Here is a 25,435-nt window from a genome sequence, read left to right as displayed (position 1 = left end):
AATTACAGGAACAGCTTTGAGCAAAAAAGATAATACGAAAAACGAGGGCGCAAAAAAACAACTTGCGAGTGATTTGTTAAAAAATGCAGACAAATTACTTAAATCTCAGGATTACCGTGGAGCGCTGCAGGAAATTGAACAAGCTCTTGAAATCGATCCCGGAAATTTTTATGCCCGCGCCTACAAAGACCGTATAATCACCCAATTGGAACATCTGGGTGAATCATTCGACGAGGAAGAGACAAAGAAAAAAACCGGCGGACAACTGAAACAGAAAATTCACGCCGATAAACAACGGCTTGAAGAGGAACAGAGACGGCAGGAAACGGAACAACAAATTGCCGATGCTGAGTTAAGACGAAGAGCTCAAGAAGTTGAAATGCGGCGTTTGCAGGAAGAAGACGCGCACAGGCAATCTGATGAGGAGCGCAGAAAACGCGAAAACGAAACGAAGAAAAAATTAGGAGATGAACGGAAACGGCTTGAAGAGGAAACCCGGAAGCGGATCGAAGAAGAACGACAACGGCTCCAAGAAGAGATAAAAAAGAAAGAAGAATTAGCCCGACTCAAAGCGGAGGAAGAAATCCGCCGCAGAGCCGAGGAAGAGGAAAGAAAAAGAAGAGAAGAGATTGAAGAGCAGGAACGTAGAAGAGTGGAGGAAGAACGAAGACAGCGCGAACTTGAAGAACGACGTCGTGCCGAAGAAGAAGCAAAGAGACGAATTGAAGAGGAATTGCGTAAACGACTCGAAACCGAAAGAATCAGGAAACGTGAAGAACAAATGATACTTGCGGCTCGCGAAGAAGGACGCATGGAAGCTGTTCAACAAAAAATCGTAGAATATTTAACCAGCGCAAAAGATAAGGTAGCGCTGCAAAATACCGAAGCTGCTTTATTCGAAATACAGAAAATATTTTTACTCGATCCTGAAAATGCCGAAGCCGCCCAACTCGAACAATTAGTCCAGGATCTGAAGCAAGCTGATGACTCAAAACGCCTGACCGAGATGAGCTCCCTCCCTCATTCCATTAATATCAATCTTTTTAAAAAAGGGGTGATGATTGCGTGGAAGGATGGTATTCCGACAGAGGAGTTGCATACATTAATCTATGAACTTGCCTCCGCTCTTTCTATTTCTCAAGATGACATACGAACGATAACTGAAGAAGCGAAAACCGAGGTATACACGGATGCCATGCTCGCGGCATGGCAAGATGGAACATTATCGCCGGTTGAAGTCAAACACCTCGAAATGTTGCGGAATGAGTTACCTATTTCAGCCGATGATCATCTAATGATAGAACAACAAATACGGAAAAAATTAGGTTATTGAATCGGTTAGAAAAGACTTAATCGCATCAATTAATGATTTCGATTTGCGGTTTCTTTGGAAATTTGAAAGATGTATTTTGTTGTGCGGGTAAAAACCGTATTGCTTGGAGTAACTCAGTTGCGTCGTTTAATGATGATGTAATAGATATTAAACATTCAATTCTTTCAAATCCCCGTAACCCTGAAAGTGATTTCTCAAACAGATAGACTGCCGAACTGAATTTACCCCCTTTTACAAAATGATATGCTTCGGCTAATTGCACAAAACCTTCGATGAATCTTTTGCCTTCGCCAACCTGCTCGCGCCAAAGCTCTTCCCATATTTCGTGCGCTTCCCAGAAATAACCCTGATTATAATACTTAACTCCTTTTTTAAAAAGGTCGGACCTGGTTATTTCACAAAGTTCAACCAATAAGTCGGGATTGGATGGTTTATGAAAATAAATTTTGGGGATTTGATTACGCCAAACCTCTACAGAACCATTGATTCGTTTTCGACTGAAAACTTTTTCACTATAATCCAGAAATTCAATTAATGGTTGAACAGGTACGCTTAAATACTCAGGAAGAAATTCCGAATCGTTTAATTTTTCCTTGGCTTTCTCAAAACTATCTTGTGCACCCTCATAATCATTCCGATATAAAGCTTTCTGGCAGCTTGATGAAATTTCCATCAAACCTTTCAAAAACTTCCGTTCGATTTTAGCAGAATGTTCCCATATCAGTTCCCATGCTTCGTACGCATGTTGATACTGACCCGTGTTGAAATAAGTTATTCCGCGCTCGAATTCTTCCCAGTCTTCCGCTGAGAAAGAATAATCGGTATTTTTCTTCTCGTTATTTTCGTTGTTTTTCTTTTTCATAGAATAATATTCTTACCTTTGTCAAAATAAGAAAAAGAATTCGCACATGCAATTATTTAAAAATTATTTTTTCCAGAAGCCAGGGATTAATCTTCCGCACTTGGAACATCCTCCCTCCTTTATTCTGTTTTTTATTACATGAAAACCTTTACGCTCAATTAAACACTCCCCGCATATATAACAATGCGTGTTCTCGTAGTTTCTTACACCACCCAGTATATTTCCTGCGTACACGTAATGAAGTCCCGCCGTATATCCGATCTCGACTGCACGAATAATTTTTTCGACAGGTGTATATCTTACATTATCCATTTTATAATCACCATGAAAAGCTGTGACATGCCACGGAATATCCGGCGAAACCGATTTTATAAATTCAGCTATATCTTTTAATTCGGCATCTGTATCATTAAAACCGGGTACAACCAGTGTAACGATCTCGATCCAGAATTTTTTCTTGTACGCCAGTTTGATTGTATCTAAAACATTATTAAGCACACCGCCAAGTTCACGGTATCTTTTATCGTTAAATCCTTTAAGATCAATTTTAAAAAGATCAAGCCACGGACTCAGATACTCCACTACTTCCGGAGTGCCGTTGCCATTCGAAACATATGAAGTAACGAGATTGTATTTCTTTGCTAATTTAAATACTTCAACTGCCCATTCGCTTGTAATTAACGGCTCGTTGTATGTGCTGGTAACAACCTGCGCACCATGTTTTTTAGCAAGAGCAATTATTTCTTCAGGAGATATTATTTCGATGGATGAAATGGAATGCGGATCTCTGAGCGTTTGAGATGTTATCCAGTTCTGGCAGAACGAACAATGGAAATCGCAACCAAGCATTCCGAGACTCATCGCTGTCGAACCTGGCATTGCGTGAAAGAACGGTTTCTTCTCTATCGGGTCGAGAGCGAGAGAACTAACATATCCCCACGGCACAAATAATTTACCATTGCGATTGAAGCGAATCTTACAAATACCCTCTTTGCCTTCGCCAATTTTGCATCGATGGCCGCATGCGTAGCATTCAATCCGTCCGTCATCGGTATCACGAAACAATTCACCGACCTTAGTGTGCTTAGAAAGTATTTCCTTTAATTCTATTTGATCTGATTCTGACATAGCAGAATTATTTCCCAGCCGCTAGCTTTCGCAAAACAGACAAATTCATTTTGTCTTCTTTCAAATCTTCACCTTTCGGTGTTTCAAGAATTTTTGGAATTGCCGCCAATCGCGCATCCTGCATCAGGCATTTGAATCCGTTCTTTCCGATCATCCCTTTGCCAATATGCTCGTGCCTGTCGACTTTCGATCCCAATCCCTTTTTCGAATCGTTCACATGAAACGCAACAAGCCGATCGAATCCAACCACATCATCGAATTTTTTCATCACTTTTTCGTAACCGTCATCCGTGCTTATATCATAACCTGCCGCAAAAATATGACATGTATCAATACAAACCCCCATCCTCTTTGGTTCATCTACTCCTTCTATAATTTCTTTCAATTGCTCGAAGCGATATCCGAGTGAAGAACCTTGTCCGGCTGTTGTTTCAAGAACACTCAACACCTTGAATCCTTTTGTTTTGCTGTGTGCCAAATTAAGAGATTCAATTATTTTTTTAATCCCTTCCCTCTCCCCTACTGCCATATGCGCCCCGGGATGAAAATTCAAGTACTTGATACCCAGTGCTTCGCAACGTTTAAGTTCATCCAAAAATGCTTCACGTGATTTCTTCAAAATTTCCGGATTTGCCGCACACAGATTGATAAGATATGAATCGTGTGCAACCACATGTTTGATATTTGATTTCGATGAAACTGTTTTGTAGTTTTCGATATCTTCTTCGGTGAGCGGTTTTGCAGCCCATTGATTGCTGCTTTTGGTAAAAACCTGAAGCGTGCGGCAACCGATACTCTCTGCTAATTCGAATGCTTTGTATATTCCGCCCGCAATCGATTCGTGCGCACCTATGAGAAGGTCGTCATTCTGGATTTTTGTTTTGCGATTTGAGATATTGGTTTTAGTCATTGGTTAATTGTCATTTGTTGTTGGTATAGTTAATATTATAAACTTTAGAATTAAGTGCAACAATGGAAGTATTAATAAAACTATTTAATAAAAAGAAGAAAATTGTTGTCGGATTAATGTCCGGAACATCTGCCGACGGCATAGATGCCGCGCTTGTTGAGGTTAGCGGATCGGGAGAAAATTCTCACCTCCGCTTGATTAAGTTTATCACCGTGCCCTATCCAAAAGGATACAAAGAAGTCTTATTGAAAAACTCCGATGAGCGCACCGCAAAGTTAGACGAGATGGCAAGGTTAGATATGCTGATAGCCGAGTTCTTCGCGGATGCAGTTAAGAAATTATCCCGCAAATCCGAAATTCCTATGAATAAAATTGACCTCATCGGTTCACACGGACAAACAATCCATCATCTTCCAAATCCCATACAATTATTTGGTAAAAATATTCGTTCGACGATGCAAATCGGAAATCCATCTGCCATCGCCAAACTCACAGGCATTGTTACAGTTGGTGATTTTAGAATGGGTGATGTTGCGGTTGGTGGTACGGGTGCGCCGCTTGTTCCTTATTTTGATTTCATTATGTTCAGATCTAAAAAGATAAACCGTGCATTATTGAATATCGGCGGCATTGCAAATATAACCGTTCTTCCAAAAAATTGTAATATCAATCAGGTTACTGCTTTCGATACAGGTCCGGGGAATATGATCGTGGACGGATTGATAAAGAAACTTTACAATCAGGCGTTCGATAAAAATGGAGAAGTGGCATCATCGGGAAAATTAACCCCCCTCCTGCTTCAACAATTGATTACGCATCCGTATCTTCGGATGCCACCGCCAAAATCGACTGGGCGGGAGTTGTTCGGCAAAAATATTATTGATGCGATTTTAAATAAACACAAATCAGCGCCGAAACAAGATATTATTGCAACCGTTACCGAGTTCACCGCGTTGAGTATTTATTTAAATTATTTAGAATTCGTCCAACCAAAAACAAAGATTGATGAATTGCTTGTAAGCGGCGGCGGTGTTCATAATAAATATATGATGGATGCACTCAAACGATATTTCGGAAACATTAAAGTTGGGACGGTAGAAAATATTATCCCATCAGATGCTAAAGAAGCTGTATGCTTTGCAATGCTGGCGAACGAATTGATTTCAGGAAATCCAACTAACATGCCATCTGTAACAGGTGCAAAGAAGAGAACGCTGTTAGGGACGATTGCATTACCGTAATACATTTTCTATCCTATTGCGAGGGAATATTTTACTTTCTCTTTGAAGAGAAAGTAACAAAGAGAACATCCGCAATCATAAACAGTGGCAGGGGAAAGCAGTCAACAATTAAGGTGATTCCATTTCTTGTTCTTGCCGATGTTATAATGGAATCACAAAGCCGAATTTAATAATGGCTGTTTGACAGCAGTATGATTGCGGAGGCATTTTTTAAAAATAATATTGACCACCCCTTTCGTCCCCTCCTTACGAAGGAGGGGATTGAGGGGTGGTTACATCTTGACAAATTGTAGATTAATTTTTACATTGCAAAACAGATTTTGGGTGATAATGCAGGGATAACTCACGAGTGATGAATTGATTTATGACGAAGAATGGCTATGTGAGTTAGTGTGAAATGCTTTTCGATGAAAGACGAATTAAAAATACAGAATGAAATACCGAAATTGCATACATAAACTGAAACTAAAAAATGTAAACACGACATATGTCGTTTCTAAAGACAATAGATGCAGTTTAAAAGTCTGTTACTTTGGTAATTCATTGAATGGATTCTGAATGAAACGTTTAATTACAATTATTTATATTGCAGCACTATTTGTGGTTTTTCTCGCTACGATTGGAATGTTTGTTTACCATACGTATTCCCCAAGAGAGATGATAGCTTTTCTTACCAGTAGAGACTGGGAAGTCAGTTATCGTCCAGCACTTCTGACACTTGATGATCATGATTTTATCATTCCAGGGACTGCAGACAGTACACCTACTAACAAAATGGCGCGTATGTTGTTGTATGTATTGGTCACAAATAATGTTACCAAATCATTGCATGTTGATTCAGTTCGAATTTTTCAAGTTTCGACTGGATACTCCTTAGGATTCAGGAGATCTGGCTTTTCCTACGATTTTCCATCTGATCTTCGGTTGGAACAATCTAACGGGTATTGGATTTACAATCAGGCTACAGTCCGAATATCAATGGAGAAATGTTACTACTCTACGTTCTTGCAGAGGTATACAAACATTGACACGCTATCACTTAAAATTTTCGATAACAAGGATGTTGCAATTGAAGTTTATACTGACAGAGGAAATATCACCATCCCAGTTCGACGATATTATGTTACATCGGGCATGGACTATGTTGTTAAAGAGATCCGAGATTAATTCATGATGATAAGAATTGGAATTCAATGACTCAAAAACAGATTTTGGGATGATAAGATGCAGGAATAACTCACGAACGATGAATTGATTTATTATGATAGCTGCAATCACAACTTGCCGATTATATGAAAAAATATAAAATGTCACCGCATCTAAAGAAGTATTATGATAGATGGGTCACGAGCGATACCCCACTTGGTGTGCCCGATATCGATAAGTTCTATGACTTCATAAAGGTGTGTGTCAAACGTGGAGGGAAAAAGCATTGGAACGGAGCTCGCCTAAGGTACTTTTTAGAGCAAGATTTCCCCCAACGGTTTCCTAAAGACTATGCGGATCAACTAATAATAAAAGCAGTTTCGATATTTGACCATATTCTTTATTATGAACGCTCAAGCGGGTTTAATTATTCGTTTGAGCAGATCGAACCTGCAGTTAAAAAAGAATCTGGTGCTGGTTGAAAGAATAAGAGTTGAATTGCACACTCGGTGCAACTTCGTCTAACACCATGACTATGTCTCTCTTAAAAATCCCTCGTAAATAAAAAATACAAGAACACTCCACCTATCATAATCTGTATCCATCTGTAAGTTGGGAAATGCTTCCGCTTGAGGTAATTCCATAGCAACGCTGAGGAAAGCATCAGAAAGAAAAGTCCTGCAAACAACCCAACAGTTTCAACAAACGAGCGGTTCAAACCAAAAACAACCTGCATGTTCAACCGCGGGTTCATGGAAGAACCGTAGAGTACAAGCAAATGCAAAACATAAACAAACAACGACTCGATACCGAGAACGGTGAATATCTTTTTCGGCTGTTTGATTGCGCGTGAGAGATACCAGAAACCCGTGATAATTGCCATAAGAGAACCGAGACGGATAAGGAAATAATTTGGACTTGTGAACCAATAATTATATGTGGCGTAGAGGTGCCAAGGCACCATATCAAACAAAAATCCCGCGATAATAAATATCATACCGAGCACTGCAAGCCAGTACATAAATTTTGCTTCGCGCTTATGCTCAACCGCCACAAGGAACTCCCACGAAACAATAACTCCAGCATACAAAAACCCAACATACGGAAAAAGCGGAAACGGCGAGCCATGATTACCGTTGAACATCTGGGCGAACGCTGTGGGAATATATTTTAGAAAATCTAAATCCCAGACGAACGGAGTTGTAAAGCAAACCACAAAAATTGTCGTGATAACAAGCGAGTAAAACCGCGATTCATGTTTGAAAAAAAAGATAAGTCCGTGAAGCGATAGAAGTCCGATGCCAATACAATGTAAAACATCGAATTGAAATAATTGCAGAACTTCGGGTGAAGAAAGCTCCAGCATAACTTTGCGGAATGAAAAATACGGGAGATGAAGTGCAAGACCAAGCAGGATGACGAGCAAAAAACGCCGCAATCTTTTAGCAAGCGGCGGATCCCAATGGTGATAAGCTTCCCATCGCTTGCGTGTTGAGATAACGAAAGTCAAACCCGCGCCAAACAGGAACGCCGGCGCGCTAAGTCCGTGAAAGAACTCATGCAGTTGGAATAACGGCTCACGTTGCAACGATGCCGGAAGAAATGCTCTTAAAACATGTCCTTCCAACATCAGTAAAATTACAGCGCTACGGTAAAGATCGATAAAAACATATCGTTCACCTGACCGCTGATTTTGGGGTTGCAAAAGTGTTGCAGGTTCAGCCATCGACTTTCAAACTACACCGCAAGTACGCAGTTAATTGCAGTGGTGTTCACAATATCTTCAACACTGCAACCGCGCGAAAGATCAAAAGCCGGCTTGCTCAAGCCCTGAACGATCGGACCGATTGCCTCGGCGCCGCCGAGCCGCTGTGCCATTTTGTAACCGATGTTTCCCGCGTTCAAATCGGGGAAGATTAACACGTTGGCGTTGCCTTCAATCGGACTTCCCGGTGCTTTCGATTTTGCGACCTTGGGTACAATAGCGGCATCAAGCTGTAATTCGCCATCCACGATTAAGCCCGGTGCTTTTTGTTTTACAAGTGCGGTCGCCTGTACAACTTTATCTATTAAAGGATGAGTCGCACTACCCTTAGTTGAGAATGAAAGCATTGCGACACGCGGTTCTTCGCCTGTAATCTTTTTATGATTCTCGGCTGTTGCTATTGCGATATCGGCAAGCTGTTCAAAAGTCGGGTCCGGCACAACTGCCGAATCGGCAAATGAAAATACCTGATGCGGAAAAACCATGACAAAGAAACTGGAAACGATGCTGATTCCCTCCTTCAATCCGATAACTTGAATAGCTGCGCGCAAAACATCGCCGGTGGTTGATATTGAACCCGCAACGCTTCCGTTTGCCATCCCTTCGCGCACCATCATCGCACCGAAGAAGAGCGGATGCTTCATTGTTTTCTGTGCTTCTTCGATAGTGATTCCTTTGTGTTTGCGGAGGTGAAAAAAGATATAAGAGAAATCGCTCAACTTTTCTGATCTCGTCGGATCGATGATTCTGATTCCTCCGGTATTAATTTGAAGTGATGATGCCTTTGCGCGAATTTCATCTTCATTCCCAATCAAAATAGGATTGGCTAAAGATTCATCCGCTAATATTCGGGCCGCTTTTATCACTCGTTCATCAGTGGCATCGGGAAATACAACTGATTTTCTATTTTTCTTTGCTTGCTCTTTAATTGATGTCATTAATTGATTTGGTATCATAATAATATTTCTAAAGTTTTATGGTTGGAATAATAAAGGTGGATAATATATTTTTTATGCTTATGAAATTTCGTTTATTTTTATCGAAAAAGCAAAGATAGAAATTTCCTATTTCGGTGAAAATTCTCCACCCGATTTATTCAAATACTACTATAATTGCACATTCCTACAATTACATATCAAAATCTTTATTACGAATATCGAAACTCTAAACAAATCCGAAATACGAATTTAAAACATCGATTTTAAAATTTTGGGGAGTGCGAATCACCAAACTGACTTTATGTCAGACGATATTAAATTCCATTAATATGACACTCAACTCTTGATTGTCTGCCATAATTTCAGTAAATTTACAATCAATAAAACCCAGCTTTCCCATCAATTTAGACTAATATTCGATAATATTGATGGATTCATCATAAAAACATTGACAAAAAGCTTTTGCAAAACAAACCAAAAAAAATTTATTTAGAAACATACGGCTGTCAGATGAATCTGGCAGACTCCGAGTTGGTACTCGGCATGCTCGATGACAACAACTTCAGCTTGACTGAAAAGATGGAAGATGCCGACGTGGTCATGGTGAACACTTGCAGCGTTCGTGAAAATGCGGAGCAAAGAGTATACGGACGCCTAGGCGAGTTTAAAGCAGCAAAAGCTAAGAAACCTGAAGTGCTTGTCGGTGTTTTAGGATGTATGGCAGAGCGACTTCGTTCTAAATTGAATACTGAAGAAGCTAAAGGTGTCGGACAAATTGTTGATGTGATTGTTGGTCCGGATGAATACCGCAAACTCCCTTCACTTCTGAATCAGGCGTGGCAGGGTGAAAAAGGTATTGCAGTACAATTATCGCGTGTAGAAACATACGACGATATTACTCCGCTAAGAACAAATGGAATAAGCGCGTGGATTTCGGTAATGCGCGGTTGTAATAAATTTTGTTCGTTTTGCGTTGTGCCATTCACTCGCGGCAGAGAACGAAGCAGAAATTATTTTAATATCATCAATGAGGTTGAAGAACTTGCTAAACGCGGCTTTAAAGATGTTACGCTTTTAGGTCAGAATGTAAATTCATACAATCATGATGGAAAAGATTTTGCAGACCTCATGAAAGCAGTCGCGGAAGTTGATAGAACGATTCGAATTCGATTTATGACTTCACATCCGCAAGATATGTCTGATAAACTTATTCACACAATAGCCGGGAATGAAAATATCTGCAAATATATTCATTTGCCCGTTCAGTCCGGCTCAGACAGAATTCTTGATTTGATGAAAAGAGAGTATACATCAAACCATTACCGCCAACTCATCTTAAAAATAAAAACCGCAATGCCTGAAGTTTGCCTGACAACCGATATCATAAGCGGCTTCCCGACTGAAACCGAAAACGACCATAAAATGACAATGCGAATGCTCGAAGAGATTCAATACGACGGCGCATATATGTTCAAATATTCTGCCCGCGAAAATACACCTGCATGGAAGATGGAAGATGATATTACGGAAGAAATTAAATCGCGCAGAATCGACGAGATAGTTACATTTCAGAATAAAATTTCTGCCGAGCGAAATCAAACTACAATCGGTAAGGTTTTAGACGTTTTAATTGAGGGAAACAGTAAAAAATCCTCCTCCGAATTACAGGGAAGAACCGATGGTAATAAGATGGTTATTTTCCCAAAAGAAAATCATGTTCCGGGTGAATACGTTAAAGTGAAAATTAACCGATCAAACTCAGCAACACTATTCGGAACAATTCATCATAATCATTTGGGAGCTACAATATGATTAATTTGATTCAACAAACATTGCGTCTGGTGATTCTATTAACGATTCTAATACCCACAGGGCTGATCGCTCAAAGCGATGACGCGGAATTAAATTCGGCATTGGAAAAGATCGATAAAGGTTTGTCTGCCGAAGTTCGTAAAGACCTACCGAATCTCGTAGCAAGATATCCGAACAATGCCGCCGCACTTTATCTTCAGGGACGGTTAGCAACAGATGGTATAGAAGCTGTTAAATTTTATCAAGGAGTAATTGACAACTTCCCGAAAAGTGAATGGGCTGACGACGCGCTTTACAGAACATATCAATATTATTATTCACTCGGATTATACCGCACTGCCGAGTTAAAATTACAGCAGTTGAAAAAAGAATATCCCAATTCTCAATATGTAACCGGTAAACCCGATGAAAATATTCCTATCATCGAAGAAAAAAAAGTTAATCTACCTAATAAGGAAATCGCACCACCCCCCGCGGGGTCAAGTGACACAATCGAAGTGGTCACGAAAGAAGAAGAACCTCCCACGAAAATAAAACAAGAAGATGTGGCAATCAAAGAACCGGAAATCAAAACGGAAGAAAGAAGTATAGTTCAAAAAAGTGAATTTACCGTACAAGCAGGAGCATACTCTACGAATGCAAACGCCAATAAGCAAAGAAAGTTTTTTGACGACCTTGGATATTCTGTTGAAGTTGTAAATAAAGTCCGTAACGGTAAGAATTTATTCCTTGTTTGGGTTGGAAGTTATAGAACGATGGAAGAAGCAAGAGAAATTGTAAAAGAAATAAAATCGAAATATAAAATCGAATCGATGATCGTAGAGAGATATTAATCAGTGGACGGTGCTAAAAACGAAAATAGTGTAATTGGCAACTCCGTTGAGATGAAAGAAATTCTCAGCGTCGTCAAACAAGTCGCCCCAACCGATATAACGGTGCTGATCACGGGTGAGAGTGGTGTAGGCAAAGAAGTTATAGCGAAACTCATTCACGAGATGAGTAAACGCAGTTCCAAGCCGATGATCTCCGTTAATGCCGGAGCGATACCGGAAGGAATAATAGAAAGTGAATTATTCGGACATGAACGTGGCGCTTTCACAGGAGCGAGCGATTCGAGAAAAGGTTATTTCGAGTTAGCGGATGGCAGCACATTATTCCTCGATGAGATTGGTGAACTTCCAATTGCGACACAGGTAAAATTTTTACGCATTCTTGAGAGCCGTGAATATATGCGCGTAGGATCATCAACAACACGCAAAGTGGATGTTAGGATCATTGCCGCTACAAACAAAGATCTGGAGTCGGAAGTCAGTAACGCCAGATTCCGCCCCGATTTATATTTTCGTCTCCGATCTATTAACATCAAAATTCCACCTCTGCGTGAGCGTCGGGATGACATTCCTGATTTCGCAACCGAATTTGCCCGGCAGATAAGCGAAAAGAATAAAATTAATTTCGAAGGATTTTCTCCCGAAGCAATGGTGCTGATGAAAAATTATCACTGGCCCGGCAATGTCAGGGAATTGAGAAATATTATAGAAAGTTTAATCGTGATTAAAGGTGGAAAACTGATTGACGTTAATGATCTTAAAAATTTCATAAAAAATTCATTTGAAAGTAACGGTAGAAATTTGCCGGTCTACACGCACAAGAGTCCCGATCAGGCGGAGCGTGAGTTAATATTGCGCGCACTTCTTGAAATGAAAGCCGATATCAATGAAATGAAGCACCTGCTGTTGAACCAGAACGGCTCACGTGTGGAACCGCATTATGTTGAAGCGTCATTCGATACGTCAGGGATTGATGAGAATTCAACGGTAGAGCCGGTACCGTTAGTTGAAAAGCGGGCAATCATAAGCGCGCTCGAAAGATTTAAAGGCAACAGACGCATGGCATCACGCGCACTCAGCATTAGCGAACGAACTTTGTACCGGAAAATTAAAGAATACAATCTCGACATGTGATATGCGTTTTCTGTTTTTTATAATCGTTATACCGATATTTATATTCACCGGTTGCTATTCTTTTACCGGCGCTTCAGTGCCTCCGCACTTGCAAACTATCGCGCTTCCTCTCTTCGACGATCAGAGCGGATCCGGTGAACCGGGTTTACGCGAAAAATTGACGAATAAGTTGATTGAAAAATTTCGGCAAGACAACAGTTTTCAGATTGCTGATAAAACTAATTCAGATTCTATTATTGAGGGAATCATTACTTCAATGAATTCTCAACCGCAGGTAGTAACAAAAGGTGAAATTGTTTCGAAAACAAGGTTGACTATTAATGTTAAAGTGACCTTCCAAGATCTGAAATTAAAAAAGAAGCTCTATGATAAACAACTAAGCAGTTGGAGCGAATATGAACTCAGTGCTGATCCGGCCCTGAGAAATAAAGCCATCGATGAAGCAATCGATAAGCTGACCGAAGATATTCTGTTAAATACGGTGTCGGGATGGTAACAATTAAAGTGTTATACAAAATTAAATTAATAATTGAGGTTATCGTTTAAATGCAAGATTATATTATTTACTCTTATTTCATATCGTTAACAATATTGTTCGTATTCGGATCGAGCGGATTCGTTATGATCTATTATTATCTGAAACATCGGAATAAAAAACATGAACCGGTTAGCGATCTGACGGAATTCCCGGTAGTGACTATTCAACTCCCGCTGTACAATGAATATTATGTTGTAGAACGGTTGATCGATTCTGTTTGTCTCATCGATTATCCGAAAGATAAATTAGAAATCCAAGTATTAGACGATTCAACGGATGAAACCACTTCACTGTTGTCAGGTATTGTTGAGCGGTATAAAAATAACGGTTACGATATTCACCATATCCGCCGAAGTTCACGTGAAGGATATAAAGCAGGCGCTCTCAAAGAAGGTTTGAAAAGCACGCGCGGCGAATTCGTTGCCATCTTCGATGCCGATTTCATTCCGCACACAGATTTTCTAATGAAGACACTGCCCTACTTCCGCGAACCCAAAATCGGTTTAGTTCAAACCCGCTGGGAACATCTCAACAGTGAATACTCTTTCTTAACACGTGTTCAGGCAATGGCGCTTGACGGACATTTCGTTATAGAGCAAAACGTCCGGAACAAAGCAGGCTTCTTTATCAACTTTAACGGCACAGGCGGAATCTGGAGAAAAGAATGTATCTTCGATGCGGGAAATTGGGAAGCCGACACATTGACCGAAGATTTGGATTTAAGTTACCGTGCACAGTTGAAAGGATGGAAATTTAAATTCTTAAATGATGTTACATCGCCGGCAGAATTGCCATCCGAAATTAACGCGCTCAAGTCGCAGCAATTCCGTTGGACAAAAGGTGCTATTGAAACTGCGCGGAAAATACTTCCAAAAGTTTGGAAATCCGACCTTCCTTTGGAAAAGAAAATTCACGCGACATTTCATCTCTCGAACAACATAGTATTCCCGTTTATCCTGATTGCGGGAATTTTGAATGTTCCGCTTATTTTTATTAAACACCAGGGTGGTTACGAAACATATTTTTCCGTCATGGCTGTTTTCGTTTTTGCGTTCATCGGTTCATTCCTGTTTTATCTTTATTCTCAAAAGGATGTTTATAAAGACTGGCAAAGACGAATGCTATTATTTCCCCTCTTCATGGCAGGAAGTATGGGTTTTGCGGTCAATAACACGAAAGCAGTCATAGAAGGATTGATAAAGAAAAAATCGGAATTCGTGAGAACTCCGAAATACAAAGTGATCGATAAAAAAGATGCCTGGCTCGACAAAAAATATGTGCTTAAAAAATTCAATTACACCGTGATTATAGAATCGGCTCTTGCCCTTTATTGTTTGTTTGGGGTTGCATCTTCTATTTATTATCTCGAACTGGCTGCCGTCCCATTCCAGCTCTTGTTTACGATGGGTTTCGGTCTTGTTGCGTGGTTGTCGATTCGGCATGCGTGGATGGCGCGGAAATTAGAGACATCAAAATAATTATTAATCTTGAACGACGAACCGACTAACTTGACCTTAGAACAACTTGAACAACGGCTGCACCGCCAGCCGTTTTCCCCGCTTTTTGCCCGACTCGCATACGAATATTTAAATCAGAACAGAGTTGAAGAGGCCAAACAACTGTGCGCGAAAGGTCTCGGACTTTATCCAAACTATTCGACTGCACAATTGATTTTGGAATTATGTTACCGGTTGGAATCGGCAGAGGTTATTACTTCACCTGATTTTATAAGCGACGAAACTCAGTCATCATCTACCGACATCTCAGAAAATCGATCTGAAGAAATTGTGAGCACACAGAATGATATCGACGTTATAGATGAAACAGAAGTACAAAATAGCAAACCGATTCTTCAAGTATCATCAGAACTCAATGTTGATGAAGAAACGTTAAAAGAAGTTCAAAATATTTCACAAACAGAGTCGATAGCTGGAATCGAAGAATTACAGGAGATCGAAAAATCAGAACCGGTCTTAGATTCTTCACCGGTTGAACAATTTGAAACTACCAATAAATTGCATCCGGATGGTGTATTTATTAGCGAACCACCCGATGAGGTTAGCGGTAATGCAATCAATTCACGTTTAACGGGGGATATTTTCGAGAATGAAAATGTTCGCGGTACAAATGACGAAGTAGATTTAACAACGGCAGAAATTGCTTTGGAATTTCCTCCTCCACCCGAATCAATTTCTGTTGAAGAGACATTACATGGCGATTCGGAAAATATTCTAACTCCTCAAACAGACTCTATCGAAAAGATTGATGAGGTCAACATCAATGAGTTGGATATAATTGATGCAGACAAAACTATACAGGTTGCAGAAGATACAAATAAAAATATCCGCGATCATACCCGACCGATTATCAGTAAAACATTAGCGGAAATCTATGCAGCGCAGGGTGAGTACAGGGAAGCGATTGAAACATACTCCCTTCTAATAAAAATACGCCCAACCCAGAAAGATGAGATTTCGATTAGGATACGCGAACTGGAGGAAGAATTATCAAAGACAAGATCGGAACAGGATTGACCTGGAAATAAAAAACCCCGAATTTTCGGGGTTTTTTATTAATACAACTTTGAATTAAATTCACTTTAAACTATTCACAAATTTAGTTAAGCTGGATTTCTTATTTGATGCGTTATTCGAATGGATAAGACCTTTTGCCGCCATTTGATCGAGCATTTTAACCGCTTTCTTCAATTCGGCAGTGGCTGTTTCTTTTGCCTTTGCATCTCGAACACGCTTGATAGCAGTTTTCATTTTTGCCGCATAAGCACGGTTCCTTACACGGTTTTTTAATGCTTTTCGCGCCTGTCGCTCTGCTGATAGATGTTGTGCCATTTACTTCTATTCCTATAGATAATTATTCAAACTTGTTCCAATATAATAATATTAGTTGAAATTCACAATTTTTGAATTTTCATTCAAAATATGGTATAACTCAATCCCAGAGCAATCGTTTCTTTAACTTGAGTCCGGGGGGTTACTTTTCTCTCATTAATTAACTGAACATTCAGAATGGTAGTGATGTATTTACTTACCTTAGCCGTTACAGAACTATTATTCCTGACAATAATTTCATCCAAAGTTTTGAACGGAGCGAAAAGTTCTAGTTTAGAAGTGAATAAGATATTATCTTCCAATTGCCATTCTACTTCTGTTACCGATTCCATACCACCGTCGATTGTAGTCTTTTCAAGTTTATCGGTTTTCGGATCGTCGGTATAATATTTAGAAAATTTAGAAGTTATAACTTCACGCAATCCCACGCCAAGTCTTGTTTTAATTTCTTTGATTGGTTGATATCCAACACCCGCGCTTTGGGTTAAATACGCCGGATCAAATATCGCAGAGACCTCAACCGATGTATCAGGTCTTGGATATATATATCCATACGCGAATTGAGTTTTGAGTGTTGCCGATGCGTACGGATTTATAAGCGTGCCGAGTTTATATGTGTACACAGAAGAGAGATCGATAATATCATCGGTCTTTCTTAACTTTTGACCGCCCAAGCGTGTCTGTCCGAAAGCAAATTTATAAGTATTTGCCCAATTCGAAACTTCTTCTTCTAATGTTGATTTACCATCAACGCTTAAAGTGTACGAAAGAGCATTTTCTCCACCTTGAGCCCAGTCGGTGAACGCTACTTGAGTCAAGGTTAATCCTGCAACCATACCATGCTTCCAACCATATTCCGGTGGAGGTGGTTGTTTTGCGACTTCTTGAGCCGAGACTGATACTACACTAATTAACATTACAAACAATAATAGATTTATCTTCATTATTTATTCCTTCAAAATATTTGAGATACCTGTGCCTTTGCCGCATACAAAGGCACAGGTAAGAATTGATTTATTTAATCCTAAAAAATTCGATGCGGCGATTTTTTTGTTTACCCTCCGGTGTTGTATTCGGTGCAATCGGTTTATCGGGGCCAAATCCCTTAGTGGATATTCTTGCCGCTGCTATTCCTCTGTTAACCAGGTTTCCTTTGACAGATTCAGCACGGCGCTGGGATAACTTCATATTTGAAACGCGTTTCCCCGAATTATCTGTATGTCCCTGGATTTCAACCTCAATCTCAGGATTTTGTTCCAGCGTATTGAAGGCAATTGCCAGTATCGCATCAGATTCAGGACTGATTTCTGCGCTGCCGGTTTTAAATACAATTCCCTCCAGTACTATTGCTTTACCAACTTCAACTTTTATTTCTTCCTTTTTCTTTGGAACATCATCTGCAGGATCAAGCGGATTTGTATTATTGGCAATTTCTTTACCATCATTCACACTTCCACCATCAGTATCAATATTCAGAGGATTGGTTTTATATCGAGTAACCTCCTCACCATCTTTTAATCCGTCAGCATCAGTGTCACTCATAGTGGGATTGGTTTTATGCGATATTATTTCATCCTTATCATTCAAACCATCATCATCTGAGTCGGCTTTGAGTGCGTCGGTAAAATATTTTTGAATTTCTTCGCCATCTTTCAATCCATCGCCGTCAGTATCGGCATTCGCAGGATGAGTTTTATATTTGTTGACTTCGTCGCCATCTTTTAGCCCGTCTTTATCCGTATCATCATTAAGTGGATCTGTTTTATACTTCTTAACTTCATCACCATCACTCAATCCATCATTATCTGAATCGGGGTTTTTCGGGTCAGTATTTAATTCTTCTTCTTCTTGATTCGTCAGACCATCTTTATCGGCATCAGCATCACCACATTCACCCGATGCCGTGATACCGAATAAAGCTCCCCAATATGCATCTTTTCTATCGTATTTAACAGCGTTTAAATTATCGCTGAAAGTGTAATTATAACCAGCACTCATTTCCAGTACTGCCAAATCGTTAAGTCGAACCTGAAGTCCGCCACCCACCGGAAGATATCCTGTCCAACCATCCTGTTTCAATGTCAGATCAGCGTAAGAAGGGGCATGCTTGACTTTAAAATTTAACAAACCGGCTCCTCCGTAAATAAATGGATTCCATATTTCAAAATCAAAAGGACTAAACACGAGGCGCAAATCTATTGGAACTATTCTGGTTAGATAATCTTCACCTTGAATTTCGGCGAGAGATATGCCAAGTTCTGTCTGCAATGCATTAGAGAATCCGTACCGCACGAAAGTGCGTGCGTGATAATTAGCCACACGATCTCGAATCTCGGTTTCTCCGAATACAGCGCCAATTCCTACTCCATTAGACCATCCGGTACGTTGCATTTGAGATATGCCGGTATTAGCAATCATAAATATTGCCAAGACCACGAACATGTATAATCTGATCATTTATTTTTCTCCTCTAAAAAATTTTTATAATATTATTAGGGATTATTTTTTTGTTACTTTTTCTTCTTTCAGAACTTTTTTTGCGAAGTAAAAAACAATCCATGCCACAACTAAAAAGTCTATCGCTGCGCCAATAAAGGGTCCAAATAGAAAATGAAACGGACCGATATCAAGCGTAGCTGTTCTCCAAGCACCACCGGGAATAAAAAAAGTTATAATAGGCATCAATATTCCATCAACGGTTGCGCCAATCAGAGCATTAAGTTTACCACCGATGATAACGGCGATAGCTAATCCGATTACACCGTATTGCTTCAAAAATTCCATAAATTCTTTTAACATAAAATATCCCTTTAAATTATATTTTGAATATTAGATATGATTGTTTGCGATAATATATAACATTGAAGTATTAAAATCAATTCCCTTTTTAAATATTTTATTTCAATCTGAAAATAACTGCTATTTTATCCAAATATTTGCATTCCCAGCATTAATGCTGTATATTGTGATGTATCCGTTAGGGGTGTCCTGAGAGAAAACAGGACTGAGAGCAAACCCTAAGCTTGCCTGTCGAAGTGCAGCGCAGGCAGGAACCTGATCTGGATGATGCCAGCGTAGGAAAACGGAAAATATATTTGTGCCATTTTTCTGAATTCTATCATCTACAGAATCAGCAAAATGGCATTTTTATTTATATTAAATTTTAAGATCAAGTCATGAAAACATTTTTATTTCTTACTGTAATTATTATCTATCTAATTTTCACTCGCTGCGATGCGCAGGTCATAACACAGGAAGAACCGGACACAACATATTACTTCTCCCCTGTTGTTGTTTATCCCACCTACGCAACTGAGAGAGAAACTCCCGCAACATTTTCCAATATCTCACAACAACAAATTTCGGAAAGATATTCTATCCAAGATATCCCTGCTTTACTCTCCGAGCTTCCTTCGGTCACATATTATTCTGAAAACGGTAACGGGATCGGATATAATTACATTAAGCTGCGCGGTTTCGATCAGCGTAGAATTTCTGTGATGATAAATGGAATACCGCAAAATGATCCTGAAGATCATAATGTTTACTGGATAGATTTTCCGGATTTGATGGCAAGTACCGGCGATATTCAAATACAGCGTGGATCCGGCAGCGCTTTTTACGGACCGCCTGCCATCGGCGGTTCAGTTAATCTAGTGACTAACCCATTTAATCAATCACCCGCGATCACTTTCGAATCGATTCTCGGATTTCAGGAATATGGAGATAGAAATTATTCACCGGTTCTTTCAACAAAAAAATTTAATATCTCCATCAATTCAGGACTTATAGACGGGAAATATCTTTTCTACACTAAATTAGGAAAGATACAAAGCACAGGTTACAGGGATAATTCATGGATAGATTTGAATTCATACTTCATCGGCGGAATACGACTCGACAAGAATATGACAACGCGATTTCATATCTTTGGAGGTCCTATATCAGATGGACTTGTTTACACAGGACTTCCCAAATTCGTCAACAACGATACAAAACTTCGATTACAAAATTTGTCTTATTGGGAAGTTGACTCGACCGGAACAAGTTACAATTACTATTCTCAACGCAGAAAGCAGGAAATCGAAAATTTCTCTCAGCCGCATTATGAATTGATGAACGATTGGAAAATTACTTCCGAGCTAACGCTGGCTAACACTTTTTTCTATTACACCGGAGATGGCTTCTTCGATTACGATGCATCGTGGGCAGACACTTCTATGCTTCGTTTGGGATCTAATTACGGAATTCCCACTTCGCAAAATCCAACCAATGCTCTTGTACGTGCATTCGTCGGGAATCGGCAAGGCGGCTGGTTACCACGTTTGGAAATCGATCACAATAATGGTTCTCTCACACTTGGAGCCGAACTTCGTTTTCACCGCTCAGTTCATTGGGGAAAAATTCAATTCGCCGAAAACCTTCCTGCTAACATCGATCCTGATTACCACTTTTATGAATATCATGGAGAGAAAGATATTTTATCTTTTTGTCTTCATGAGTTGTATAAACCGTCGGACGATATATCGGTAATGGCTGATATTCAATTCGTAAGAAATCGATACGGTATCAATAACGAAAAATTCATTGGTAATGATTTCAGCATTTCATATTTTTTCGCAAACCCAAGAATTGGTATAAATTACAACATCAATACAGATTGGAATAGTTACATCTCTTTAGGATACACATCCAGAGAACCACGACTTCGCAATCTGTACGCGGCTGAAGATTCATATTTCGGTGCCGCGCCTCAATTCAAGTCAGATACCACAGGCGGTTTTGTTAAGTATGATTTCAAATCGCCATTGGCAAAACCTGAAAGACTTCTTGATATTGAATTTGGATTCGGTTATAATACACCGATTACGAAATTGAGCGCGAATATCTTCTGGATGGAATTTACGGATGAGCTTGTGAAAAACGGACAGGTAGATATTTTTGGTCAGCCGGTTACCGGCAACGCAGGAAGATCGCGCCACGTCGGACTTGAGATTGAAGGACGTTGGCAGTTTCTACACCAGGCAACTTTAAGCGGTAATTTGTCATACTCCCGAAATCAACTTATTAGATATATAGTCATTGAGAATGGACTTTCAACTTCGTTGGACGGAAATCCACTTGCCGGATTCCCGGATTTGCTGGCGAACCTAAGACTATCTTACAAATTAGATGAGTTAACATCATCACTAACAGCAAAATATGTCGGTCCATTCTACACTGATAATTTTAAAAACGAAGAAAATAAAAATGATCCATACACAATTTTCAATACCGAGTTTTTGTATAAAGTATCCGACATTTTCGGAATGGAGTTATTGCTTCGCGGTGAAGTAAGGAATATATTCAATCGACTTTATTTCATGAGCGGCGAAGGAAATTCATTTTTCCCTGCTGCTGAACGTAATTATATTTTAGGAATTTCTTCGACATTTTAATCATGCATGCACTTATCATTGCAAATGGAACTGTCCCAAATCCCGATTTCGTGAGAGGATTGGCAAAATTCGCATCAACAATAATTTGTGCCGACGGCGGTGCAAATCATGCGCGTGAATTGGGAGTTAAACCTTCGGTGATTATCGGTGACCTTGATTCAATATTACCATCAACCCAAACATTTTATCACGATGTAGAACAGATTCAGATTGATGATCAAAATTCAACTGACCTTGAAAAAGCGATTAAATATTGCATCGATCATGCAATCACTTCAATCGATATTGTCGGAGCTCTTGGAACCCGAATCGATCATACAACCGGCAGTTTGGGATGCTTTAAAAAATTCGGCACACAAATTCACATTCGAATGATTGATTCGGAAGGAGAATTAACTCTCATTCGAAATGAAGTCCATCTTGATATGCACAAAGGAGAGAAGTTATCTCTCATTCCTCTCGATAAATGCACTGGCATTTCAACAAACAATTTAAAATATATCTTAAACAACGAAACACTTGAGCTTGGTGTCCGGGATGGAATAAGCAACGAAGCAGTTTCTGAAAACGTTACTATCCATGTCGACACAGGCACACTTTTATTGTATCGCTTTCATGGCGAGGCATGGCATATTCACAGCCGATAAAATAATCTTATCACATTTTACTCTCGATGATACATTTCGCATTATCCGATATAATAATAATCATTCTTTATTTTCTTGCCGTACTTTATGTCGGATTTCGGGCGGCAAGAAAGGTCAGCGGCAGCGATGATGACTTCCTCCTCGCTGGGAGATCATTAACCCTACCTGTCTTCGTAATGACGTTGGTATCGACATGGTACGGCGGAATATTAGGCGTTGGAGAATTTTCGTACCGTTACGGCATTTCAAACTGGGTTGTTCAGGGAGTTCCATATTACATCTTCGCCGCGATCTTTGCGTTCTTTCTTGCAAAGAAAATCCGCGCGACAAATTTATACTCCATCCCCGATAAGCTCGAGCTGGCATACGACAAAAAAACAGCCATACTCGGTTCATTACTGACATTCATATTGATGACACCCGCACCATATATTTTAATGCTCGGTGTTTTAATTCAAATGATTTTCGGATGGAGTTTGATTATCAGTATGATTGTCGTTGCAATCGTAGCAATCTCGTATCTTTATTGGGGTGGGTTTCAAGCAGATGTACAAACAGATATCTTAGAATTTATTCTGATGTTTACTGGCTTTGCTGTTATTTTACCATTTAGTTTCTTAAAGTTCGGCGGTATGGAATTTCTGCAAACAAATCTTCCTCCGTTACATCTTGAATGGAGCGGTGGAAACTCTGCACAATTTATTATGGTCTGGTTCTTCATAGCACTCTGGACATTGGTCGATCCGGCATTTCACCAACGTTGTTATGCCGCGAAAGATGGTGCAACTGCTCAGAAAGGAATTCTCGTCTCAATTATCTTTTGGTTAGTGTTCGACTTTATGACAGCAACGGCTGGATTATATGCACGCGCCGCTTTGCCTAATCTCCCTGAACCGATAATGGCGTACCCTATGCTCGCCGAAGCGGTGCTTCCACCAATTGCAAAAGGATTATTTTATGTTGGTATGCTTGCTACAATCATGTCAACATTAAACACACTGGCGTTCGTCTCAGCACAAACACTCGGGAGAGACATCTTTGGCAGACTGCTCATTGGGAACAAGCACACATCGAACATCCAACATCTCACATCGAACAATGCAACTATCTTGATCAAAGTTGGTTTAATCGTTTCGTTTTTCCTCTCCGTTGTAATCGCTCTTCTGATTCCAAGTGTTATCAAGATCTGGTACACTATTGGAACGGTGGTGATTCCCGGATTACTTGTCCCGCTGATTGCAAGTTATTTTGATAAATTTAAAATTGAGGTAAAGTATGCCTTTCTCTCAATGCTTTTAGGTTGGTCGACTTCTATTGGTTGGTTGATTTCAGGACACTTGGATGGCAACGCAGGCAACTACGCGTTTGGCATTGAACCGATGTATCCGGGGCTCTTGGTGAGTGTAATTTTTTGGATCAGCGGACGATTTAATCTACTTCATAACGGTTCCGCATGAATTGTTATTCGGCGGAATTCTTTCAGCTTCGTATAGAGGATAGTTTCTAATTCTGATATTATCAGATGAACCTCATCCAGCGTCTTTGTTTTATCAAATTGACAAGTGAGCGATAAATTATATTTCTCACCTATCTTTATGATATTCACATCGGAACATTTAAGTATTCGTTTTTCGGCTGAGACTAAAGAACGAACTTTATCCTCAAGATGCGCGGCAGATTCAACAATGATTTCGTTATGATCTGTATCGAATTCTTCCATGTGGATTGTCACCTTATCAATCGCCGGAAGTTTTTGGATAATCTCCTTTTCAATTTCTGAAGTCAGTTCGTGGGCCTCAACGAAGGTTTTCCCTTTTTGATGCTCAATGTCGAAATCTACCTGATATCTTCCGTTATTGTGGTGCACCTCTAAATTATGCGGAACACGCATTCCCCTGCCAACAACTATCATCCTTACTTTATCAGAAATCGTTTCATCACCACTCTCAAATGGTTCGGCATGAACTACGACATCGGCATCGCCGTGTTTTTCGTGTATTGCTTTTTCGATACGATCCATTATTCCGTGGGCAAGCATAAACGGTGTTGTTCGTCGTATCGCCACCGTAGCATCTATAAATAATTTTCCGCCTGAAGTTCTTAAACGAGTATTTTGAATTTTTTCAACTCCCGAAACATTTTTTATAATACTTGTAATTTCATCCGTTACTCCATCAGGAACTCTATCCATCAATGCATCAACAGTGCGTCTTCCCAATCTGTAGCTCACGAATAAAACCAAAATTGCAACCATGATTGCCGCTAATGCATCCATCCAAACATAACCCACCGATACAAAAAAGAGTCCGGCAATTACAACCAGCGATGACCACACATCGCTTGAAAAATGCAAAGCATCCGCCTCAAGAGCTTGACTATTGTATTTCTTTGCTACTTTACTCAACGCTCTTGCACGACTTATATCTACAATTATTGCAAAAAGAACCACACCAAATCCCCAGATATTTACTTCAACCTCGGTTGTTCCGGTAATCAACCGCCTGATAGCTTCATAAATAATCCACGAGCAGGTCAATACTAACAATAATGTCTCCACAAATGCAGATACATTCTCTATCTTTCCGTGGCCGTATTGATGTTTTTCATCTGCAGGTTTATCTGCAATCCTGACCGCAAAATATGTAATCACTGCGGCGATTAAATCGAGCCCTGAGTGTGCCGCCTCGGAAAGTATCCCTAAACTATTTGTTTGAATGCCAACAATGAGCTTCATGCCCGTTATCAATAAAGCACCGAAAACGGAAATTAAAGCTACACGCTTTTTTTCATCAATCTTATGCTGTTCCATTAGTTATGAATATACAAGAATTATTTGAAATTTGCAGAATGTTCGAGTATGGTTG

23 protein-coding genes and 1 riboswitch are annotated in these 25,435 nt (G+C 39.8%); of the genes, 13 read left to right on the top strand and 10 right to left on the bottom strand.

What is annotated here, in order from left to right; all coding sequences use genetic code 11:
* Nucleotides 1-16 precede the first annotated feature (16 nt).
* Entirely contained in the window at nt 17-1,333 is a 1,317-nt protein-coding gene (locus tag HZB59_12200) for a hypothetical protein (protein ID MBI5022189.1), read from the top strand.
* 25 nt (nt 1,334-1,358) lie between these two features.
* On the opposite strand, the gene HZB59_12195 is transcribed toward HZB59_12200, so the two are convergent.
* From HZB59_12195 to nfo, 3 genes are all read right to left on the bottom strand, one after another.
* On the bottom strand, nt 1,359-2,195 hold the full coding sequence (locus HZB59_12195) for a DUF309 domain-containing protein (protein MBI5022188.1): 837 nt from the start codon (nt 2,193-2,195) through the stop codon (nt 1,359-1,361).
* Between the two features lie 63 nt (nt 2,196-2,258).
* Nucleotides 2,259-3,323: an AmmeMemoRadiSam system radical SAM enzyme gene (gene amrS / locus HZB59_12190; GenBank protein MBI5022187.1), complete on the bottom strand. Its 1,065-nt coding sequence runs from the start codon at nt 3,321-3,323 to the stop codon at nt 2,259-2,261.
* Between the two features lie 7 nt (nt 3,324-3,330).
* A complete protein-coding gene (gene nfo / locus HZB59_12185) occupies nt 3,331-4,233 on the bottom strand; it encodes a deoxyribonuclease IV (protein ID MBI5022186.1) in 903 nt (300 codons plus the stop codon).
* A 62-nt stretch (nt 4,234-4,295) separates the two neighbouring features.
* Here nfo and HZB59_12180 point away from each other — a divergent pair, with 62 nt between their 5' ends.
* The 3 genes from HZB59_12180 to HZB59_12170 all read left to right on the top strand — a co-directional run bounded on the left by HZB59_12180 (nt 4,296) and on the right by HZB59_12170 (nt 7,102).
* Complete coding sequence (locus HZB59_12180) at nt 4,296-5,474, top strand: anhydro-N-acetylmuramic acid kinase (protein ID MBI5022185.1); 1,179 nt, start codon at nt 4,296-4,298, stop codon at nt 5,472-5,474.
* A 558-nt stretch (nt 5,475-6,032) separates the two neighbouring features.
* Entirely contained in the window at nt 6,033-6,641 is a 609-nt protein-coding gene (locus tag HZB59_12175) for a hypothetical protein (GenBank protein ID MBI5022184.1), read from the top strand.
* A 140-nt stretch (nt 6,642-6,781) separates the two neighbouring features.
* The gene (locus HZB59_12170) at nt 6,782-7,102 is read left to right on the top strand and encodes a hypothetical protein (protein ID MBI5022183.1); all 321 of its coding nucleotides are present in this window, start codon (nt 6,782-6,784) and stop codon (nt 7,100-7,102) included.
* A gap of 62 nt (nt 7,103-7,164) precedes the next feature.
* Here the strand turns inward: HZB59_12170 and HZB59_12165 are convergent, their stop codons facing one another.
* Both HZB59_12165 and pta read right to left on the bottom strand, forming a co-directional pair.
* Entirely contained in the window at nt 7,165-8,346 is a 1,182-nt protein-coding gene (locus HZB59_12165; protein MBI5022182.1) for a hypothetical protein, read from the bottom strand.
* An 11-nt stretch (nt 8,347-8,357) separates the two neighbouring features.
* Entirely contained in the window at nt 8,358-9,341 is a 984-nt protein-coding gene (gene pta / locus HZB59_12160) for a phosphate acetyltransferase (GenBank protein ID MBI5022181.1), read from the bottom strand.
* A 492-nt stretch (nt 9,342-9,833) separates the two neighbouring features.
* Between pta and miaB the strand changes: the two genes are divergently transcribed.
* From miaB to HZB59_12130, 6 genes are read left to right on the top strand one after another with little or no spacing between them, the layout of a single operon-like run.
* Entirely contained in the window at nt 9,834-11,135 is a 1,302-nt protein-coding gene (miaB, locus tag HZB59_12155) for a tRNA (N6-isopentenyl adenosine(37)-C2)-methylthiotransferase MiaB (GenBank protein ID MBI5022180.1), read from the top strand.
* Complete coding sequence (locus HZB59_12150) at nt 11,132-11,968, top strand: SPOR domain-containing protein (protein ID MBI5022179.1); 837 nt, start codon at nt 11,132-11,134, stop codon at nt 11,966-11,968. The genes miaB and HZB59_12150 overlap by 4 nt, the downstream gene beginning before the upstream one ends.
* A gap of 51 nt (nt 11,969-12,019) precedes the next feature.
* Entirely contained in the window at nt 12,020-13,099 is a 1,080-nt protein-coding gene (locus tag HZB59_12145) for a sigma-54-dependent Fis family transcriptional regulator (GenBank protein ID MBI5022178.1), read from the top strand.
* Between the two features lies 1 nt (nt 13,100).
* Nucleotides 13,101-13,595, top strand: coding sequence for an LptE family protein (locus HZB59_12140; protein ID MBI5022177.1), 495 nt, complete (start codon nt 13,101-13,103; stop codon nt 13,593-13,595).
* Nucleotides 13,596-13,645: 50 nt separating this feature from the next.
* Entirely contained in the window at nt 13,646-15,115 is a 1,470-nt protein-coding gene (locus HZB59_12135; GenBank protein MBI5022176.1) for a glycosyltransferase, read from the top strand.
* Nucleotides 15,116-15,124: 9 nt separating this feature from the next.
* The gene (locus HZB59_12130) at nt 15,125-16,171 is read left to right on the top strand and encodes a hypothetical protein (GenBank protein ID MBI5022175.1); all 1,047 of its coding nucleotides are present in this window, start codon (nt 15,125-15,127) and stop codon (nt 16,169-16,171) included.
* A gap of 60 nt (nt 16,172-16,231) precedes the next feature.
* Here the strand turns inward: HZB59_12130 and rpsT are convergent, their stop codons facing one another.
* From rpsT to HZB59_12110, 4 genes are all read right to left on the bottom strand, one after another.
* Complete coding sequence (gene rpsT / locus HZB59_12125) at nt 16,232-16,486, bottom strand: 30S ribosomal protein S20 (GenBank protein MBI5022174.1); 255 nt, start codon at nt 16,484-16,486, stop codon at nt 16,232-16,234.
* Nucleotides 16,487-16,569: 83 nt separating this feature from the next.
* The gene (locus HZB59_12120; GenBank protein ID MBI5022173.1) at nt 16,570-17,430 is read right to left on the bottom strand and encodes a DUF3078 domain-containing protein; all 861 of its coding nucleotides are present in this window, start codon (nt 17,428-17,430) and stop codon (nt 16,570-16,572) included.
* Nucleotides 17,431-17,500: 70 nt separating this feature from the next.
* Nucleotides 17,501-18,943, bottom strand: coding sequence for an OmpA family protein (locus HZB59_12115; GenBank protein MBI5022172.1), 1,443 nt, complete (start codon nt 18,941-18,943; stop codon nt 17,501-17,503).
* A 42-nt stretch (nt 18,944-18,985) separates the two neighbouring features.
* Entirely contained in the window at nt 18,986-19,285 is a 300-nt protein-coding gene (locus HZB59_12110) for an MscL family protein (protein ID MBI5022171.1), read from the bottom strand.
* Nucleotides 19,286-19,455: 170 nt separating this feature from the next.
* Nucleotides 19,456-19,584: riboswitch (TPP riboswitch) on the top strand.
* A 78-nt stretch (nt 19,585-19,662) separates the two neighbouring features.
* Here HZB59_12110 and HZB59_12105 point away from each other — a divergent pair.
* The 3 genes from HZB59_12105 to HZB59_12095 are packed head-to-tail and all read left to right on the top strand — an operon-like array spanning nt 19,663 to nt 24,028.
* Nucleotides 19,663-21,924, top strand: coding sequence for a TonB-dependent receptor (locus tag HZB59_12105; protein MBI5022170.1), 2,262 nt, complete (start codon nt 19,663-19,665; stop codon nt 21,922-21,924).
* Nucleotides 21,925-21,926: 2 nt separating this feature from the next.
* On the top strand, nt 21,927-22,571 hold the full coding sequence (locus HZB59_12100) for a thiamine diphosphokinase (GenBank protein ID MBI5022169.1): 645 nt from the start codon (nt 21,927-21,929) through the stop codon (nt 22,569-22,571).
* A 26-nt stretch (nt 22,572-22,597) separates the two neighbouring features.
* Complete coding sequence (locus tag HZB59_12095; GenBank protein MBI5022168.1) at nt 22,598-24,028, top strand: sodium:solute symporter family protein; 1,431 nt, start codon at nt 22,598-22,600, stop codon at nt 24,026-24,028.
* Here the strand turns inward: HZB59_12095 and HZB59_12090 are convergent.
* A complete protein-coding gene (locus HZB59_12090) occupies nt 24,010-25,380 on the bottom strand; it encodes a cation diffusion facilitator family transporter (GenBank protein MBI5022167.1) in 1,371 nt (456 codons plus the stop codon). The genes HZB59_12095 and HZB59_12090 overlap by 19 nt on opposite strands.
* Nucleotides 25,381-25,435: the final 55 nt, after the last annotated feature.

It is taken from the genome of Ignavibacteriales bacterium (assembly GCA_016214905.1).
Lineage (GTDB): Bacteria > Bacteroidota > Ignavibacteria > UBA10030 > SZUA-254 > PNNN01.
Note: the sequence above shows the minus strand (reverse complement) of the source record. Positions and strands in the feature narration are given on the sequence as shown.

Coding starts and splice junctions, on each gene's coding strand:
- HZB59_12145 (MBI5022178.1), top strand. CDS start 12,020: ATGAAAGAAATTCTCAGCGTCGTCAAACAAGTCGCCCCAACCGATATA.
- nfo (MBI5022186.1), bottom strand. CDS start 4,233: ATGACTAAAACCAATATCTCAAATCGCAAAACAAAAATCCAGAATGAC.
- HZB59_12140 (MBI5022177.1), top strand. CDS start 13,101: ATGCGTTTTCTGTTTTTTATAATCGTTATACCGATATTTATATTCACC.
- HZB59_12180 (MBI5022185.1), top strand. CDS start 4,296: ATGGAAGTATTAATAAAACTATTTAATAAAAAGAAGAAAATTGTTGTC.
- HZB59_12170 (MBI5022183.1), top strand. CDS start 6,782: ATGTCACCGCATCTAAAGAAGTATTATGATAGATGGGTCACGAGCGAT.
- HZB59_12195 (MBI5022188.1), bottom strand. CDS start 2,195: ATGAAAAAGAAAAACAACGAAAATAACGAGAAGAAAAATACCGATTAT.
- HZB59_12100 (MBI5022169.1), top strand. CDS start 21,927: ATGCATGCACTTATCATTGCAAATGGAACTGTCCCAAATCCCGATTTC.
- HZB59_12175 (MBI5022184.1), top strand. CDS start 6,033: ATGAAACGTTTAATTACAATTATTTATATTGCAGCACTATTTGTGGTT.
- HZB59_12115 (MBI5022172.1), bottom strand. CDS start 18,943: ATGATCAGATTATACATGTTCGTGGTCTTGGCAATATTTATGATTGCT.
- HZB59_12095 (MBI5022168.1), top strand. CDS start 22,598: ATGATACATTTCGCATTATCCGATATAATAATAATCATTCTTTATTTT.
- HZB59_12110 (MBI5022171.1), bottom strand. CDS start 19,285: ATGTTAAAAGAATTTATGGAATTTTTGAAGCAATACGGTGTAATCGGA.
- HZB59_12150 (MBI5022179.1), top strand. CDS start 11,132: ATGATTAATTTGATTCAACAAACATTGCGTCTGGTGATTCTATTAACG.
- HZB59_12120 (MBI5022173.1), bottom strand. CDS start 17,430: ATGAAGATAAATCTATTATTGTTTGTAATGTTAATTAGTGTAGTATCA.
- HZB59_12090 (MBI5022167.1), bottom strand. CDS start 25,380: ATGGAACAGCATAAGATTGATGAAAAAAAGCGTGTAGCTTTAATTTCC.
- rpsT (MBI5022174.1), bottom strand. CDS start 16,486: ATGGCACAACATCTATCAGCAGAGCGACAGGCGCGAAAAGCATTAAAA.
- miaB (MBI5022180.1), top strand. CDS start 9,834: ATGAATCTGGCAGACTCCGAGTTGGTACTCGGCATGCTCGATGACAAC.
- HZB59_12135 (MBI5022176.1), top strand. CDS start 13,646: ATGCAAGATTATATTATTTACTCTTATTTCATATCGTTAACAATATTG.
- pta (MBI5022181.1), bottom strand. CDS start 9,341: ATGATACCAAATCAATTAATGACATCAATTAAAGAGCAAGCAAAGAAA.
- HZB59_12165 (MBI5022182.1), bottom strand. CDS start 8,346: ATGGCTGAACCTGCAACACTTTTGCAACCCCAAAATCAGCGGTCAGGT.
- amrS (MBI5022187.1), bottom strand. CDS start 3,323: ATGTCAGAATCAGATCAAATAGAATTAAAGGAAATACTTTCTAAGCAC.
- HZB59_12105 (MBI5022170.1), top strand. CDS start 19,663: ATGAAAACATTTTTATTTCTTACTGTAATTATTATCTATCTAATTTTC.